This window comes from Psychromarinibacter sp. S121 (assembly GCF_049801035.1).
Taxonomy (GTDB): domain Bacteria; phylum Pseudomonadota; class Alphaproteobacteria; order Rhodobacterales; family Rhodobacteraceae; genus Psychromarinibacter.
The window spans coordinates 718616-733112 of the sequence record NZ_JBNAGE010000003.1 but is presented as its reverse complement, the minus strand read 5'-3'; the positions used below and the strand labels follow the sequence as shown (position 1 = coordinate 733112).

At 63.2% G+C, this 14497-nt stretch carries 14 protein-coding genes and 1 pseudogene; 6 read left to right on the top strand and 9 right to left on the bottom strand.

What is annotated here, in order from left to right:
- Positions 1–58 precede the first annotated feature (58 nt).
- From ACP156_RS17290 to ACP156_RS17280, 3 genes are read left to right on the top strand one after another with little or no spacing between them, the layout of a single operon-like run.
- Positions 59–1870, top strand: coding sequence for a TadE/TadG family type IV pilus assembly protein (locus ACP156_RS17290; protein WP_425052607.1), 1812 nt, complete (start codon positions 59–61; stop codon positions 1868–1870).
- Entirely contained in the window at positions 1867–2406 is a 540-nt protein-coding gene (locus ACP156_RS17285) for a TadE/TadG family type IV pilus assembly protein (protein ID WP_425052606.1), read from the top strand. Before ACP156_RS17290 ends, ACP156_RS17285 begins: the two co-directional genes overlap by 4 nt.
- A gap of 1 nt (position 2407) precedes the next feature.
- Positions 2408–3004 (top strand): TadE/TadG family type IV pilus assembly protein, encoded by a 597-nt coding sequence (locus ACP156_RS17280; protein WP_425052605.1) that lies wholly within the window; start codon positions 2408–2410, stop codon positions 3002–3004.
- Positions 3005–3023: 19 nt separating this feature from the next.
- Here ACP156_RS17280 and ACP156_RS17275 read toward each other — a convergent pair whose 3' ends face one another.
- From ACP156_RS17275 to phaC, 5 genes are all read right to left on the bottom strand, one after another.
- Positions 3024–3554 (bottom strand): hypothetical protein, encoded by a 531-nt coding sequence (locus ACP156_RS17275; protein ID WP_425052604.1) that lies wholly within the window; start codon positions 3552–3554, stop codon positions 3024–3026.
- 19 nt (positions 3555–3573) lie between these two features.
- A complete protein-coding gene (phaR, locus tag ACP156_RS17270; protein WP_425052603.1) occupies positions 3574–4119 on the bottom strand; it encodes a polyhydroxyalkanoate synthesis repressor PhaR in 546 nt (181 codons plus the stop codon).
- Between the two features lie 145 nt (positions 4120–4264).
- Complete coding sequence (locus tag ACP156_RS17265) at positions 4265–4717, bottom strand: phasin, PhaP (RefSeq protein WP_425052602.1); 453 nt, start codon at positions 4715–4717, stop codon at positions 4265–4267.
- A 306-nt stretch (positions 4718–5023) separates the two neighbouring features.
- Positions 5024–5455, bottom strand: coding sequence for a phasin, PhaP (locus ACP156_RS17260; RefSeq protein WP_425052601.1), 432 nt, complete (start codon positions 5453–5455; stop codon positions 5024–5026).
- A 112-nt stretch (positions 5456–5567) separates the two neighbouring features.
- On the bottom strand, positions 5568–7376 hold the full coding sequence (phaC, locus tag ACP156_RS17255; RefSeq protein ID WP_425052600.1) for a class I poly(R)-hydroxyalkanoic acid synthase: 1809 nt from the start codon (positions 7374–7376) through the stop codon (positions 5568–5570).
- Between the two features lie 101 nt (positions 7377–7477).
- Here phaC and phaZ point away from each other — a divergent pair.
- Positions 7478–8737: pseudogene (gene phaZ, locus ACP156_RS17250) on the top strand (polyhydroxyalkanoate depolymerase); the annotation flags it as partial.
- A gap of 244 nt (positions 8738–8981) precedes the next feature.
- Here phaZ and ACP156_RS17245 read toward each other — a convergent pair.
- The 4 genes from ACP156_RS17245 to ACP156_RS17230 all read right to left on the bottom strand — a co-directional run bounded on the left by ACP156_RS17245 (position 8982) and on the right by ACP156_RS17230 (position 11645).
- Positions 8982–9719, bottom strand: a complete 738-nt coding sequence (locus ACP156_RS17245) for an alpha/beta fold hydrolase (RefSeq protein WP_425052599.1) — start codon at positions 9717–9719, stop codon at positions 8982–8984.
- 83 nt (positions 9720–9802) lie between these two features.
- Positions 9803–10441 carry a hypothetical protein gene (locus tag ACP156_RS17240; protein WP_425052598.1) on the bottom strand — a complete coding sequence of 213 codons (639 nt, stop codon included), beginning with the start codon at positions 10439–10441 and terminating at the stop codon, positions 9803–9805.
- A gap of 17 nt (positions 10442–10458) precedes the next feature.
- Complete coding sequence (locus tag ACP156_RS17235; RefSeq protein WP_425052597.1) at positions 10459–10887, bottom strand: VOC family protein; 429 nt, start codon at positions 10885–10887, stop codon at positions 10459–10461.
- Complete coding sequence (locus ACP156_RS17230) at positions 10887–11645, bottom strand: alpha/beta fold hydrolase (RefSeq protein WP_425052596.1); 759 nt, start codon at positions 11643–11645, stop codon at positions 10887–10889. Before ACP156_RS17230 ends, ACP156_RS17235 begins: the two co-directional genes overlap by 1 nt.
- A 179-nt stretch (positions 11646–11824) precedes the next feature.
- Here ACP156_RS17230 and thrS point away from each other — a divergent pair, with 179 nt between their 5' ends.
- Positions 11825–13774: a threonine--tRNA ligase gene (thrS, locus tag ACP156_RS17225; protein WP_425052595.1), complete on the top strand. Its 1950-nt coding sequence runs from the start codon at positions 11825–11827 to the stop codon at positions 13772–13774.
- Positions 13775–13875: 101 nt separating this feature from the next.
- The gene (gene pyrE, locus ACP156_RS17220; protein ID WP_425052594.1) at positions 13876–14412 is read left to right on the top strand and encodes an orotate phosphoribosyltransferase; all 537 of its coding nucleotides are present in this window, start codon (positions 13876–13878) and stop codon (positions 14410–14412) included.
- The last annotated feature ends 85 nt before the right edge of the window (positions 14413–14497 follow it).

Genomic DNA, 14497 nt, shown 5'->3' with positions numbered 1-14497 from the left:
CCAACCGGGCCTGCGTCCCGGGGGGTGCGCGGCCACGGGGCCGCCAGGAGTGGAAAAGATGCGTCGACGCTGCGAGCTGCCAGAGCCGTCCTGCATCCGGCCTTTCCGCCGGATTTCCGAAATGTCGCCCGACCAGGCGCCGATGCGCACCCGCGTCCGCGACCTTGCACGCCATTTCCGGCGGGAAGAAGACGGGTCGCTTATCATCTTCGGTCTGATGATGATGATCGTCATGCTGTTCATGGCCGGCATTCCGCTGGACATCGAACGCTTCGAGACCGCCCGCACCAAGCTTCAGAACACCGCCGACGGCGCCGCACTTGCCGCCGCCTCGCTGACGCAAGAAGTCGACAGCGAAGTGCTGGTTTACGACTATTTCGCAAAAGCCGGCGTGGCGGGCTTCGTCGATGACGTCCGCGTCACCGAGGCCATCAACTACAAGCACGTCGAAATCGACGCCGACATCAACGTGCCGACGCACTTCTTCAACATGGTGGGCGTCACCAACCTTGGCACGCTGGTCGACTCGGTGGCCGAGGAATCCATCGGCGACGTCGAAATCTCGCTGGTGCTCGACGTGTCGGGCTCGATGGGCTCGAACTCGAAGCTGGCGAACCTGAAGGACGCCGCCGAGGACTTCATCGACGCGATCTACGAGAACGCCGAGGACAGCTCGATCTCGACCTCGGTGATCCCCTACTCCACGCAGGTGTCGGCCGGCCCGGATATCCTGAAGTACCTTAACCGTGCGCCGGTCAGCCACGAGCATTCGCACTGTCTGAACTTCTCGGCCAGCGACTTCAGCTCGGCCTCGATCTCAACCTCTGCCGAGGTCGAGCAGACGCTGCACTTCGACCCGTGGACCGACGAGAATGACAACTGGCGCCCCGAATACGACCTGTGGCAGGTCGTGTGCCCCACGGATTCCTGGACCGACATCCTGCCCTTCTCGCAGTCGCCGGGCGTCATCGAAGACTACGTGAATGATTTTGACGACACCAACCTGACATCGATCGAGATCGGTGTGAAATGGGGTACCGCGATGCTGGACCCGGCATTCCGGCCAGTGGTCACCGGCCTGATCTCTGACGGGATCGTCGAGGCGGATTTCGCCGGTCGCCCGCTGGACTACAACACCGCGGACGGCCTGAAAGTGATGGTCGTGATGACTGACGGTCAGAACACCCAGCACTATGAAATGGACGATCCGTACCGCGCCGGCGACAGCATCGTCTACGTCTGGTACGACCAGTACGGTCGCCCGTACTTCTCGATCTGGGGCGGCGACGGCGCGCCGGTCCCGGAAGAGCAATACGAGGATCAGGAAGTCACCGAATGCGTCTCCTGGGGCTCTTACTACCACCGCGGCCGCCGCTACTATTATTGCCGCGAAGAGCAGACCACGACCGAGACCGTGCTCATTGAAAACTGGTACCTCGCCAACCGCTATTCCTACGACGGTGCCAGCACGGGATGGCGCAGCACGCCCTTCGTCGGCAACGTGAACGAAGAAGCGTGGATCATGACCTGGGACGAGCTTTGGGCCGAGGTTCCGGTAGAGTACTTCGCCGACGAATACCTGCGCGACATGGGCAGCATGATGGATGCCTACCGCAGCGGCGTGAAGAACGCCCGGAACTACGTCTACTCAGACACCAAGGATACCCGCACCCGCAGCATCTGCACGGCCGCCAAGGCAAACGGCATCTACGTCTACACCATCGGTTTCGAGGCGCCTTATAACTCGCGCATCCTGCTGCAGGACTGCGCCACGACGCCGTCGCACTATTTCAACGTCAGCGGCACCCAGATTTCTGCCGCCTTCTCGGCCATCGCCGCGGACATCAACCGTCTGAGGCTGATCCAGTGATCCGGCGTCTGAAACACCACCTGCGCCGGTTCCGGCGCAGCGAGGACGGCGCGGCGATGACGATCGAATTCATCATCCTGTTCCCGCTGTTCATCGCCATTCTCGTGGCGACGTTCGAAGTCGGCATGGTGAACGCACGTCATGCGCTGCTGGAACGTGGCGTCGACCTTGCCGTGCGCGACCTGCGCCTTGGCCGCGACCCGACGCCGACCTACGAAGAACTGCGTTGGGCGATCTGCGAATACTCCGGCGTGATCGGAGACTGCGACCAGTCGCTGTTCGTGGAACTCGAACGCGTCAGCACCGCCGACTTCGACTTCCGGACCGGCCTTATCGCCTGCACCGACGTGTCCGAAGAGATCGACCTTGTCGAAGGGTTCAACCCCGGTACGCTGAACGACCTGATGGTGATTACCGTCTGCGGCAAGTTCCCGGTGATGCGCCCGCTCAGCTTCATCGGCCGCTACCTGCCCAAGCTGGGCGACGACCTGCACTATCGCCTCGTCGCGATGTCCGCCTTCGTGAACGAGCCGTAACATGAAGCGACTGCACACATATCTTCGGCGCTTCCGCCGCTCCGAGCGCGGCACCTTCTCTGTCGAGACGGTGCTGATCGTCCCGCTGCTGCTGTTCTGCTTCGCCGGTCTGTTCACCTTCTTCGATGCGTTCCGGATGCAGAACGTCAACGTGCGCGCGTCCTACACGGTGTCCGACCTGATCTCGCGCGAGGACAACCTGCTGACGGAAGACTACGTCGAGGGTATGAACAAGCTTCTGTCGCTGCTGACCCAGTCGAAGCATCCGACCATCATCCGCGTCACCGCCGTCACCTACGACGACAACTCCAAGACGACATCGGTGGTCTGGTCCGCTGTCGACGGCGGCACAAAAGGCATCATCGTGCCGCTGACGAACGGCACGCTCGAAGAGATCGAGGACCAGATCCCGATCATGGCGCATGGCGCGTTCAACATCGTGGTTGAGACATGGGCGGCGTTCGAGCCGGTCATGACCTGGGGTCTGGGCGCGTTCTATTTCGAGAACACGGTGGTCACCCGCCCGCGTTTCGCGCCGAACCTCTGCTTCGAGGAAGGCGAACTGACGCAGGATTCGCCCTGCCTGAACGCCTCGTAATCCGGGCCGGGGCCCCGGATCAGTCCTTCTGACTGTCCGGGTCGCTGCCTTTCCCTGCATCCAGTCCCAGACCCAGCGGGTCGCCGCCGCGCAGGCGCAGGGCGATCATGTCGGCCATGAACTTCCCCTGCCCCGCGGGCGTCACCCCGCCGATGCCCAGTTTGCGGCCGGTGCGCCACCACAGGCCCGGCTGCCACGCGCGCGGGCCGGGCGTCTTGAGGTGAACGACAAAGCCGTTCGACGGCTTGAACGCGAAAGCGCCGCGTTCCACGCGGTCGATCTCGTCCATCCGCGCCAGCACCCGCCCGTCGCCATCGCGCAGACCGTCCTCGGTCAGTTCGATATAGGTCTCGGTCGCGCGGCGGATGCGGTCGCCCATCACCACCGACGCCAAGCCAAGCGCCACAAGGAACGCCTGAAGGAACAGGTTTTCCGGCGGTGAGCTGAAGGCGAGGTACAAAAGCATCCCGCCCAGAACCACCAGCAACGCCACCGCCAGCCAGCGCCGCGCCTGCGAGGGCGCGACGACCGCAATCACGTCATCTGCCATGAAGGCTTCCTTTCGACGGTCAGCTCAGCTTGGACAGCTTGGCCTGCAAATCGGCGAGCTGCTTCTTGATGTCGTCGAGATCCTCGGCGGCGCTTTCGGTCGCATCGGGCATCTTGCCGGCGCCCGGCGACCCCGCCCATCCGCCGGTCATCGCCTTCAGGAAGGCTTCCTGCTGCGCCTGCATCGCTTCGAACCCCGGCATCTTGGCCATCGGGTTGGTGAAGTTCTCGAACATCTTCGACTGGCCGTCGCGCAGCATCTCGAACGACATCTGCAGGAACTGCGGCACCACCGACTGCACGCCGGTCGTGTAGCTGCGGACAAGGTCCGTCAGCACGTTGATCGGAAGCACGCTTTCGCCGTGGCTTTCGTGGTCCGCTATAATCTGCAGAAGGTACTGCCGGGTCAGGTCGTCGCCGGATTTCAGATCGATGATCTGCACCTCGCGCCCGTCCCTGATGAACTGGGCAATGTCGTCGAGCGTGACGTAATCGCTCGTTTCGGTGTTGTAGAGCCTGCGACTTGCGTAGCGCTTGATCAGCAGTGGAGCATCGGTATCGGCCAACGCGGTCCCTCCCCGGGTATTTGGCGGTGCAGAAAAAAGACTAGGCCCTTGCGGAAAAAAATAAAAGGGCGGGCTTCAAGCCCGCCCAGTTCGGCGTTCCGGCAGGGAGGATATCCGGTCACGCCCCAGTTCTTGGCAACAAGCCTTACTTGGCGGCTGCGGTCGCTTTCTTCGCAGCGGCGGTCACCTCGGCGGTGGCCTTCTTGACGGCGGCAGTCGCGTCTTCCGACATGTCCTTGCCAGCGGCCAGCAGCAGCTCGACGGTTTCCATCTGAACCTTCTTCGCAACTTCAGCGAAGGCGGCCATGGTTTCGGCCGACATCTCAGCCTGGGCCGACGCGAAATCGGTCATCGCTTTGGTGTAGTCAGCCGGATCGTCCTTGACGGTGGTCATGGCGCTGATCTTGGACAGCGTGTCCTTGGTCCACTTGGTCGAGATCTCGGTCGACTTGTCTGCGGCTTCCAGAGCAACCTTGGACAGCTTGTCCGACAGGGTGGCCTGGGTTTTGAAGGCGTCCTGCATCGCGGTCATGTCGACCGGGAAGGCGCCCATCATGTCTTTCATCATCTTGGTGTAGTCGGCGGTCTTCGCAGCCATATCATTTCTCCTTCGGTGGATCGTGCCCGATCCGGAATTCTGCATCTGCACAAGGAATATGCTTGCTGCGGCGCGGCATTTCAAGGGATTTTTCTGCACTGCAGCAAAATTTTTAAATGGCGGTTTATCAGGTAGTTAATCGCGATTGCCCCACATCGACCGCAAGAATTGGCACGATTTTACTGCGCGCGTGATTCCCCTACGTCAGCAAAACCGCCAATTGAAAAGGGCGGACCGAAGGCCCGCCCTTTCATACTCGTTACAACACCAAGCGTCACACCCGGTCCCTCAACCGGGCGTCCCGGCTCACTTGGAGCCAGGCCCCTTCATTCCCATCATGTCGGCGGCCTTCTGGACCGCCTCGGCGGCGTCGCCGCCCATGCTCGAGCTCGCTTCCATCAGGATCGAGATCGTCTGTTCCTGCAGCGCCTGCGCGATCTGGGCGAAGGCGTTCAGGTTTTCCTGCGCCAGCGCGCCCTGCGACGACGCGAAATCGGTCATCGCCTTCGCATAGTCCGTCGGATCGTCCTTAACAGAGGTCACGTCGCCCATGTTCGCGATCGTCTGCTTGGTCCAGCTGCTGGACAGCTCGCTGGCCTTTTCGGCCGCGTCCAAAGCAGCTTTCGACAGTTTCTCACCGACAACGGCAGACCCTTTGATCTGCTCCATCATCGAGCCCATGTCCACGTTTCCGAACGGATCGGACATGCCGCCTTTACCTGTCGTCGACTTCGCCATTGTTGACTTCTCCCCATTTGAGTGCAGGCCGTCCGCCTGCCGTTACGTCATCGGACCGATACAATGCTGCACCGCAGCATTCAAGAGGCAATTCGGCAATCGCGCGAAGATTCTACGCCGGTTCGCCTATAAGCCGTGGCTGCGCGACGACGTAGACGCCGGGCGCATCGCAGATGGCCGGATGATCCGCGTCACCGGGCTCGCGGGCCGGGACCATCTTGCCCGACCGCTTCGCAAGCCATTCTTCCCACCGGGGCCACCACGAGCCCTCGTGGAACTCTGCGCCCGCCATCCACTTGTCGGCGTCCAGCGTCAGATCCTCGTTCACGTAATGCCCGTACTTCTTCTTGCTGGGCGGGTTCACGATGCCGGCGATGTGGCCGGATTCCGATACGATGAAGGTCTTCTGCCGGCTCCCCATCTGGCGGACGCCTTCGTAACAGGCCTTCCACGCCGCGATGTGGTCCGTCTCGCAGGTGATCGCGCACAGCGGGACGCGCACGTCCTTCACCGACAGCGTCTCTCCCAGCAGTTCAAGCTCGCCCTTGGCGAACAGGTTCTTCTGACACAGCCAGCGCAGGTACTCGGTACACATGCGTCCGGGCAGGTTCGCGCCGTCGCCGTTCCAGAACAAAAGGTCGAAGGCCGGCGGCGCCTCTCCCATCATGTAGCTGCGGATCGCGGGGCGATAGACCAGATCGTTGGACCGCAGAAACGAGAAGGTCCGCGCCATGATCTTGTGGTTCAGATAGCCCTTCTCGGCCATCTCCGCTTCCAGAGAGTCCACGAAGTCGTCGGTCAGGAACGGCGTGAATTCGCCCTGATCCGAGAAGTCGGTCAGCGCCGTGAAGAAGGTGGCCGACTTGATCGAGTTGTCCTTCTTCTTGTGAAGGTACGACAGGGTCAGCGCCAGCGTGGTCCCGGCGATGCAGTAACCGATGATGTTCATCCGCTTCTGACCGGTCAGCTGCTTCACCTGCTCGATCGCGGTCAGGTAGCCTTCCTCGATATAGGTATCCAGACCCACGTCGGAATAGGCGGCATCGGGGTTCACCCAGCTGACGACGAACAGGGTATAGCCCTGCTCGACCACCCACTTGATCAGCGAGTTTTGCGGTTTCAGGTCGAGGATGTAGTACTTGTTGATCCACGGCGGGAAGACCAGCAGCGGCGTTTCGTGAACGGTCTCGGTCTGCGGGCTGTACTGGATCAGCTCGAACATCCGGTTGCGGAACACCACCTTGCCCGGTGACGTCGCGATATTGCCGCCGACCTTGAAGGCGTCCTTGTCGGCCAGCGTGACGTTCAGACTGCCTTCCGACGCCTCGATGTCGCGCACGAGGTTCTCCAGCCCGTCGACAAGGCTTTGCCCGTTCGTCTCGACCGCGCGCTGCAACGCCTCGGGATTGGTGCCAAGGAAATTGGTCGGGCTGAACATGTCGATGATCTGCCGGCTGAAATACTCCACCCGCCGGCGTTCCCGGTCGTCGAGCCCCTCGATCCCGTCCACCGCGTTCTTCAACGCCTCCGAGTTCAGAAGATACTGCTGTTTCAAGAAGTTGAAATACGGATGCGTCTGCCAAAGCGGATCCGAGAACCGCCGATCCGAGGGCGAACTGTCTTCCGGCGGCTCCAGTTTGCCGCGCGACAGCGCCTGCTGCACGTCGGCATAGTGCTGCAACGTCTTGCCCCAATAGCTGATCTGCTGCTCCAGCATACGGGCCGGATTGGCCATCATCTCGGCCATGTAAGCCGTCGCGGCCTTCATGTAGAGATCCTGCCCCGGCCCCTGCAGCCCGGCGCGGTCCGGGGTCTTGTTGGCAAGCGCCGCGACCAGACGCTGGGACAGTTCGTCCATCTTAACCAGGTTGGCACTCAACTCGTCCAGTTCCCGGCCTGCTCCGTTTTCCTCGGTTGTCATTTTAACAATTCCAGCTATTTTGCAGTTGCAGCAACGGGCGTCACCGTATCGGGGAGGAATGGCGGCGCGAAGACCTGCCGAACAATCCGGGGACTGACACGATGCGGTATCTTCACACGTACGACCTGATGGAAACGTTCCGGAACACCAACCAGTGGTTGGGCGCGACGGCCGCCGCCATGGGCTCTTATCCCTTCACGGGCATGATGCCGACGCCCGCGTTCCAGATGCTCCGTGCGTGGGGCGAGGTCACCGAGCGCGCCTTCGCCCGCATGGTCGCCAAACCCGACTGGGGCATCACCTCGGTCGTGGGCGAGGACGGCCGCGATCACGTCGTTTCCGTCGAGCCCCTGGTCAAGCGTCCCTTCGGCGACCTGATCCACTTCCGTGTCGTCGGTCGCCCCGAGCGCAAGCGCCGTGTTCTGCTTGTCGCACCGATGTCCGGTCACTATGCCACCCTCCTCCGGTCGACTGTAACCAGCCTGCTGCCGGATTGCGAAGTCTATATTACGGATTGGCACAACGCGCGCGAAATTCCCGTCAGCAAGGGCAAGTTCGACGTCGAGGATTATACAAAGTATATCATCGAGTTCATGCGCGCGCTGGGTCACTCGACCCACGTGATCGCCGTCTGTCAGCCCGCCCCGCTGGCGCTGGCCGCGACGGCCTATCTTGCAGAACACGATCCGCTGGCGCAGCCGCGCAGCCTGACGCTGATCGGCGGCCCGATCGACCCGGACGCAGCCGACACCGATGTCACCGACTTCGGCCGCCGCGTGACCATGGGCCAGCTTGAGTGGATGGCGATCCAGCATGTCGGCGTGAACTACCCCGGCGTCGGCCGCATGGTCTATCCGGGCCTGCTGCAGCTGGCAGGCTTCATGTCGATGAACGCCGACCGCCACGGCGAGGCATTCTACAACCAGGTCCTGGCCGCCGCGAAGGGCGAGGCCAGCGACCACGACAAGCACAACCGCTTCTACGACGAGTACCTCGCCGTGATGGACATGACGGCCGAGTTCTACCTGTCGACGGTCGAGCGGATCTTCAAAAGCTGCGAGATCGCGAAGAACGAGTTCTCGATCGACGGCAAGCGAATCGACATCACCAAGATCACCGATGTCGCCGTGAAGATCGTCGAGGGCGAGAAGGACGACATCAGCGCGCCGGGCCAGTGCCTTGCCGCGCTGAACCTGATGCCCAACCTGCCCGACAGCAAGAAAGCCGCGCACCTCGAACCCGGCGCGGGCCACTATGGCATCTTCGCGGGCAAGTCCTGGCGCAACAACATCCGGCCGCTGGTGCTGCAGTTCATCGACGACAACGCGGCCCCGTCCGGCGTGTCGTCGAAGCGGAAGGCCGACGCGGAACAGCGCGAGGCCGAACGGACCTCGGCGATGGATGCGAAGCCCGCGCTGACGGCAACCACGTCGGTCGAGGAAGAACCGGCGGCGAAACCGGCCACCCGGACGCGTAAGGCCAGCGCCTCGCGCTCGACCGCGGCGAAGAAGCCCGCGGCTGCGAAACCTGCCGCGACCAAGCCCGCCGCGACCAAGACAACGGCGTCGAAAACCGCCGCCAAGTCCGGCAACGGCAACGGCGCGGCTAAGTCCAGTTCGTCGTCGAAGACGCGCGCCCCGCGGAAATCGGCCACGAAAGCCAATTCCGCAGGCTCGCAGACACGGCATTAGGGTTCTCGAGCGCCGGCAGATGGCCGGCGCCCGGCACCACTTCCAGCTTCGCATTCGGCATCAGGTGCGCCATGAACTCGTGGCGGCGCACCGGAAACAGCGTGTCCGCCTCGCCGCACAGGATCAGCGTGGGCGTGCGCGACTTGCGCAGGATGCCTTGCTGGTCGGGTCGCTTTTGCAGGACACGTGACTGCCGGATGAAGGTCTCGACCCCAAGATCCAGCGCCATGTCCTGCATCATCTGCCAGATCGCCTCGCGCTGATCGCCGTCTGCGATGTGCTCGGGGCGCAGTTCGTCCTGCATTGCCTCGGCAAGCCGCCCTGCCCGCGCCGCGACGATCCGCTTCTCGCGCGCCGCCGCCACCTGCGGCAGTTCGGACTGGCAGTTGGTGTCCATCAGCGCCAGACGGGTAATCCGCTCGGGCGCACGGTTCAGCAGGTCCATCGCAACCATGCCGCCCAGCCCGTGCCCGCACAGCGCAAACCGCTGGGGCGCGCGCGCAAGGATCGCGTCGCCCATCTCTTCGATCGTCTCGCCCGTCAGCGGCGGGGCGACGTGCACGGATGTCTCCCAGCTTAGCTCGACGATCTGCGGCAGGAACCCGCGCGAGTCGGACATCATGCCCGGAATCAGGACCAGAGGCTCTAGCATCGTATCCTCAGTAAAATTCGTTCTGTGCTACGCGGCAGCGCATGACACGCCCCTTTGTTCCAATTTAGCCAGCTTCATGCAACTCATGGGGTGACGGCATTGGGCTGCGCCGGATAGGCGATGGCGCGGAAGGCGGGAAAGTCGGCATAGCGCTCGGCCCGCTGCGGATCGGCTGTCAGTCCGGGACCGTACAACTTGCCCTTCGGAGCGATGTAGCTGTGGATCACATGATCTGGCTGTTCGCGCCAGCTCAGGTTGAAGGCGGCGTTCTTCGGAAAGAACCAGATCGAGTGGAAATCGAGATGGTCGAACAGCCACCACGCAAGGTCGCGCCAGTCGCGCCCGGCGTTGTACTGCTCCGCGAACCACGGGATCGAAACCGACACCATCGCCCCCATCCGCCCCGCATCGTCGCGCAGATCCCAGATGTGCCCACCCCCGGCATTGGCCTTGTTCGCCGCGCATTTCTGAGGCTTCACCTCGGTCGCGCCGAAATGGTTCAACGATGGCGAGCGATAGCCCGACCGGATGTCGATCGGCCCGAACGTTTCGACCAGCGGGTCCAGCAGTTCCTCGGCCAGCCGACGCCCCGCCGCGATGGCAAGTTCGGGGTCTTCGGGGATGTTCGGCTTGCCGTAGAAATTGCCGATCTCGGAGTACAGGAAGTTGCGGAACTGGAAGTGCTTCGACAGGCGCACCCTGCCGAGATCTTCGAGCGACACGTAACGCCCCGGTTTCCTCACGCACCGCCCCACTGGAATTCGCCCTTCGGCCCCAGCGGCGAGAACGGGTTGCAGGCCAGTTCCCACACGTGGCCGTCAAGGTCCGCCACGTAAGAGGTGTAGCCGCCCCAGAATACCTCGTGCGGTGCTTTGATCCCGCGCCCGCCCGCGTCGAGGAACCGCTGGTACAGCGCATCCACCTCGGCGTTGCTGGGCAGGTTGTGCGCCAGCGTGATGCCGGAGAAGCCGCCGACGTCCGACGGCTCCAGCCCCATGTCCCGCGCCAGATCCGCGCGCGGATACAGCCCGATGGTCTGGCCGATCAGATCGAAGGCGACGATCCCCTCTTCGCCGGGCTCGCGGGTCCAGCCCAGCGCCTCGTAGAAGGCGGCCGACGCCTTCAGATCGTCCACCGCAAGGGTGATCAGGCTGACGCGCTGGTCCATCAGTTGCCCCCCCGGGTCAGAACGTCGTCGATGGCGCGCTCGATCAGGCCAAGGCACTCGGGCGTCGAGAACCGGTGATCGGCGCCCTTGACCAGCGTCAGCCGCAGGTCCCTGCCCTCGGCGTGATCCAGCAATTGCAGCGCGACGGACATCTCGACATCCGCGTCCTCGGTGCCTTGCAGGAACCGGGCGGGAAACTTCAGCACCAGCGGCAGACGCAGGACCAACTGGCTGCGGCCCTCTTCGATCAGCCGCCGGGTGATCACGTAGGGATCGTCGGAATATTCAGACGCCAGCTCGACCCGCCCGTCCTCGACCAAGGCGACCTTCTGATCCGGTGAGAACCCGGCCCACATGGAATCCTCGGTGAAGTCCGGCGCAGCGGCGATGCCGACCAGCCCGCAGACCTTGCCGCCCAGCCGCTTCGACAGGATCAGCGAGATCCACCCGCCCATCGACGAGCCTACCAGCATCACCGGCCCGTCCACCAGCGCGTTGATCACCTCTTCGGCGTCCTCGGCCCAGTCTCCGATGGCGCCGTCCAGAAAATCCTCGGACGATTGCCCATGGCCGGAATAGTCGAACCGCAGAAACGCCTGCCCGCGCTTTTTGCACCACGCTTCAAGATGCACCGCCTTGGTGCCTTCCATGTCGGACCGGAACCCGCCAAGGAACACCACGGTCGGCCCCCTGCCGTCGGTCAGGTGGTACGCAATGCGCCGCCCTTGGGGCGTTTCGAGGTACGATGGTTCAGGCATGGCATCCTCCCGTATTGGCTTCTGAATACACGTGACCTCGAGGGACACGAAAGCCTTAACATCGCGTTGGCGCCGGTTGACTTCCCCGGTTGACTTCCTTGTGAAGCCAGCGCCATAAGCGCCGCACACATAACCCGCAACCGGGCGTTCCGTGGGCGCCAAACCGACGAGGAGCCGATATGGCCCAGATCTCCCTGACATTCCCCGATGGTAATTCGCGTGACTTCGACGCGGGCGTGACGCCTGCCGCCGTCGCCGAAAGCATCTCGACGAGCCTTGGCAAGAAGGCAATCAGCGCGACGGTGAACGGCGCGCATTACGACCTTCAGTGGCCGATCACCGAAGACGCCTCTATCGCGATCCACACCCTGCAAGACGACGAGCAGGCGCTGGAACTGATCCGGCACGACCTTGCGCACATCATGGCGCGGGCGGTGCAGGAACTGTGGCCCGACGTAAAGGTCACCATCGGCCCGGTCCGCGATCAGGGCTGGTTCTACGACTTCGACCGCGAAGAGCCCTTCACGCCCGAGGACCTCGGCGAGATCGAGGCGAAGATGAAAGAGATCATCAACGCCCGTGACGCGGTGAAGACCGAGGTCTGGGACCGTGCGCGCGCCGTCGCCTATTACGAAGAGCGGGGCGAGCCGTTCAAGATCGAGTTGCTGGACCGCATCCCCGAGGATCAGGACATCCGTATGTACTGGCACGGCGACTGGCAGGACCTTTGCCGCGGCCCGCACCTGCAGAACACGGGTCAGGTCCCGGCGGACGCGTTCAAGCTGACGCATGTCGCCGGCGCCTACTGGCTGGGCGACAGCAGCCGCCCGATGCTGCAACGGATCTATGGCGTCGCGTTCAAGGACCGCAAGGCGCTGAAGGCGTGGCAGATCATGATGGAAGAGGCCGCCAAGCGCGATCACCGCAAGCTTGGCCGGGAAATGGACCTGTTCCACATGCAGGAAGAAGCCCCGGGCCAGATCTTCTGGCATCCGAATGGCTGGAAGATCTACACCGTGCTGCAGGACTACATGCGCCGCAGGCAGGAAGCCGGCGGCTATGTCGAGGTGAACACGCCGCAGGTCGTGAACCGCAAACTGTGGGAAGCCTCGGGCCACTGGGACAACTACCAAGAGCATATGTTCATCGTCGAAGTGGACGAGGAACACGCGCGCGAAAAGACGGTCAACGCCCTGAAACCGATGAACTGCCCGTGCCACGTGCAGATCTTCAACTCGGGCCTCAAGTCCTATCGCGACCTGCCCCTGCGGATGGCCGAGTTCGGCTCTTGCGCGCGTTACGAACCCTCGGGCGCGCTGCATGGCATCATGCGGGTGCGCGGCTTCACGCAGGATGACGCGCACATCTTCTGCACGCCGGACCAGATCGAAGCCGAGACCGAGAAGTTCATCGCCTTCCTCGCCGACATTTACGCCGACCTCGGGTTCACCGACTGGACGGTAAAGCTGTCGACGCGGCCCGAGAAGCGGATCGGATCGGAAGAGGAATGGGACCGCGTCGAGGCGGCGCTTGGCAATGCGACCAAGGCGGCGGGCTACGACTATACCATCAACGAGGGCGAAGGCGCGTTCTACGGGCCGAAGCTGGAGTTCGTGCTGACCGACGCCATCGGGCGCGACTGGCAGTGCGGCACCTTCCAGGTCGACCCGAACCTGCCGGAACGGCTGGGCGCGAACTACATCGGCGCGGACGGCGACAAGCACCGCCCGGTGATGCTGCACCGCGCCGTGGTCGGCAGCTTCGAGCGGTTCATCGGCATCCTGATCGAGAACTTCGCGGGCAAGCTGCCGTTCTGGCTGGCCCCGCGCCAGGTCGTCGTCGCCTCGATCGTATCCGAGGCCGATGATTACGTTCACGAGGTGGTCAAGACGCTGCAAGCCGCAGGCATCCGCGCCGAGGCGGACACGCGCAACGAGAAGATCAACTACAAGGTCCGTGAGCACTCGCTGGGCAAGGTCCCGGTGATCCTCGCCTGCGGCGCCCGCGAGGTCGAGGAACGCACGGTGACCGTGCGCCGGCTGGGCGAGAAGCAGACCAGCGTCGAGGCGCTGGACGATCTTGCCACCGCGTTGGCGGCGGAAGCGACCCCGCCGGACCTGCGGAAGTAACGAAATGGAAAGGCGCCCCGCGGGGCGCCTTTTTTGCACCTAGGGGTCCGACAAAGGTTCGCGGTGGCCCAATTCGATTTTGATAACCCAGAGGCTTGCCTATGACCAACGCAGAAGCTGACCCAATTGCCGATCTCGCGCGCCGGATTGCCGAAGTCTCGACCCTTGAAGGCGAGTTCCTGCTGCGATCCGGGCAAACTTCTAAGCGTTACTTCGACAAGTACCGCTTCGAGGGTGACCCGGCCCTTCTGAAAGAACTCGCCCCCGCCATGAGCCGACTTCTCCCAGCGGACACGGAAATCGTCGCCGGGCTCGAGTTGGGAGGCGTTCCCCTGGTCACCGCGATCTCACTTGCAACAGGGTTGCCAGCGGCCTTCGTGCGGAAATCGGCCAAGACATACGGGACGTGTCGCGCCCTAGAAGGTCAGGATGTCTCCGGAAAGAAGGTGACGTTCATCGAGGACATCATCACCACAGGCGGCGCAGTCGCGGACGCCTATCGTCTTGCCCGGCAAGAGGGCGCCGACATTCTGGCCGTCGTATGTGCAATCTGGCGCGGCGATGGAGACCCGCAGGTTCAGGACGTACCCGAGCTTCCGGTGCTTCCCCTGTTCACCCGCGCTGATTTGGAGCGCTGAGCAGACTTTGGTCCGACCCGCGACGCGTGTGCGGCACGGGTCCGGCCCAAGCGGCGGCACCCTTCATGCGCGACCGGGAACCAGC

What these genes read in the sequence shown, in the direction of transcription:
- ACP156_RS17290 (WP_425052607.1), top strand. Translation starts at nt 59, where the DNA reads ATGCGTCGACGCTGCGAGCTGCCAGAGCCGTCCTGCATCCGGCCTTTC.
- ACP156_RS17280 (WP_425052605.1), top strand. Translation starts at nt 2,408, where the DNA reads ATGAAGCGACTGCACACATATCTTCGGCGCTTCCGCCGCTCCGAGCGC.
- ACP156_RS17275 (WP_425052604.1), bottom strand. Translation starts at nt 3,554, where the DNA reads ATGGCAGATGACGTGATTGCGGTCGTCGCGCCCTCGCAGGCGCGGCGC.
- ACP156_RS17265 (WP_425052602.1), bottom strand. Translation starts at nt 4,717, where the DNA reads ATGGCTGCGAAGACCGCCGACTACACCAAGATGATGAAAGACATGATG.
- ACP156_RS17260 (WP_425052601.1), bottom strand. Translation starts at nt 5,455, where the DNA reads ATGGCGAAGTCGACGACAGGTAAAGGCGGCATGTCCGATCCGTTCGGA.
- phaC (WP_425052600.1), bottom strand. Translation starts at nt 7,376, where the DNA reads ATGACAACCGAGGAAAACGGAGCAGGCCGGGAACTGGACGAGTTGAGT.
- ACP156_RS17245 (WP_425052599.1), bottom strand. Translation starts at nt 9,719, where the DNA reads ATGCTAGAGCCTCTGGTCCTGATTCCGGGCATGATGTCCGACTCGCGC.
- ACP156_RS17235 (WP_425052597.1), bottom strand. Translation starts at nt 10,887, where the DNA reads ATGGACCAGCGCGTCAGCCTGATCACCCTTGCGGTGGACGATCTGAAG.
- ACP156_RS17230 (WP_425052596.1), bottom strand. Translation starts at nt 11,645, where the DNA reads ATGCCTGAACCATCGTACCTCGAAACGCCCCAAGGGCGGCGCATTGCG.
- thrS (WP_425052595.1), top strand. Translation starts at nt 11,825, where the DNA reads ATGGCCCAGATCTCCCTGACATTCCCCGATGGTAATTCGCGTGACTTC.
- pyrE (WP_425052594.1), top strand. Translation starts at nt 13,876, where the DNA reads ATGACCAACGCAGAAGCTGACCCAATTGCCGATCTCGCGCGCCGGATT.